Genomic DNA, 1,436 nt, shown 5'->3' with positions numbered 1-1,436 from the left:
GCTCAGAGAGATCGGGGCCGCCCTCGACCGCGTGCGGGACGGCAGCTACGGAACCTGCCCCGGCTGCTCCAAGCCCATCCCGGTCGAGCGCCTGGAGATCCTGCCCTACACGCAGTTCTGCGTTCCCTGCCAGCGCAAGGCCGTCTGACCGCAGCACGAGCACGCCCACCTCCGTCTCCCGCCCTGCCCTAGGGGTGAAGTGGTGAACCAGCAACAGATCATCGAGGATCGCAGCACCACGGACAGCGCGCGTATGTCCTCCGAAGACCTCACCGCCCTGCGCGAGAACCTGCACGAGCAGTTCCTGTTCCGCCGGGAGCAACTGCAGCAGCTCTCCGCCTCCGCCATGACCCGTACGGACGCGCTCCTCGACCGGCAGAGCGCCGCCCGGACCGAAGTCCGCGTCAAGCTCGCCGCCTCGGCCCGCATGGTCCTCGCCGACGTCGAGGCCGCCCTGGGGCGCATGGACCGCGGTGACTACGGTGCCTGCCACCTGTGCCGGCGGCCCATCGCCCGCGACCGCCTGCTGATCGTGCCGCAGGCCCGCTACTGCGCCCGCTGCCAGCAGGTCCGAGGAGCCGACCGATGACCACCACGACACCGTCCCACCTGCCTCCCGTGCCCGGCCGGCATCGCTCGTGGCCCTGGTGCCGACAGTGCTCCGGGATCGCCCTCGATCTGGGCAGCGCCCGGACCCGTGCCTGGACGTCCGGCCGCCGCATGATCCTCGACGTCCCCACGGTGACCTTCCACGGCGGCGGCGCGGTGTACCCGATCCGGCGCGGCGCCATCGTCGACACCCCCGGAACGGCGCGGATGCTCGACCGGCTGCTCGGCCACCGTCTGCCCCTCTTCGGTCGTCCCCTGCTCATCCTGACCTCCCCCGTCCTCGGCGGAGTCGCATACCGGGCCGAAGCCCGCGTCGCCGTCGAGGTACTCCGCCCGCGCACCGTGCTGACCATCCCCACCGCGCGAGCCGTGGCCTCGGCCGCGGACGCAGATCTGGCCCACCCCCTGCTCGTCGTCGACGTCGGAGCCCACCTCACCGAGGTCGCCCTCCTCGCCGACGGCGCGGTGATCGACGCCCGCCACACCGCCCTGGGAACGAGCGACCTGGACTCCCCTTCCCTGGCCCCGTACCCGTCCGCCCAACTCACCGACTGCATCGGCGCGATGGTGACCGCCATGCTCGAACAGGACCGCACCTCCCGGACCCGCGAAGCTCTCCGGCGGGGCGCGCTCCTGGCCGGTGGCGGCGCCCTGCTCCCCGACATCAGCTGCGGCCTCGCCGGGCAGCTGCACGCTCCCGTCCGGCCCGTGCCCGCCCCGCACACCGCGGCGGTCCGCGGCGCCGCGAAACTCCTCCGGGCCGCCCACGGCCACCCCTCCGCCACCGCACACCCTCACTAGGCCCAAGGAGAGACACCGTGGCCGGC

At 73.3% G+C, this 1,436-nt stretch carries 3 protein-coding genes; all 3 read left to right on the top strand.

The genetic code is table 11. The features are described 5' to 3' along the window. The coding region (locus tag ACZ5CR_RS45125; protein ID WP_468869439.1) for a TraR/DksA family transcriptional regulator at nucleotides 1–148 on the top strand (148 nt) is incomplete at its 5' end. 51 nt (nucleotides 149–199) lie between these two features. Continuing rightward, complete coding sequence (locus tag ACZ5CR_RS45120; RefSeq protein ID WP_468869437.1) at nucleotides 200–589, top strand: TraR/DksA family transcriptional regulator; 390 nt, start codon at nucleotides 200–202, stop codon at nucleotides 587–589. Continuing rightward, nucleotides 586–1,410 (top strand): hypothetical protein, encoded by an 825-nt coding sequence (locus ACZ5CR_RS45115; RefSeq protein WP_468869434.1) that lies wholly within the window; start codon nucleotides 586–588, stop codon nucleotides 1,408–1,410. Before ACZ5CR_RS45120 ends, ACZ5CR_RS45115 begins: the two co-directional genes overlap by 4 nt. Nucleotides 1,411–1,436: the final 26 nt, after the last annotated feature.

This window comes from Streptomyces sp. NPDC031274 (genome assembly GCF_055570235.1).
The sequence above is the reverse complement of the archived record's forward strand: the minus strand, read 5'-3'. Positions and strand labels throughout refer to the sequence as shown.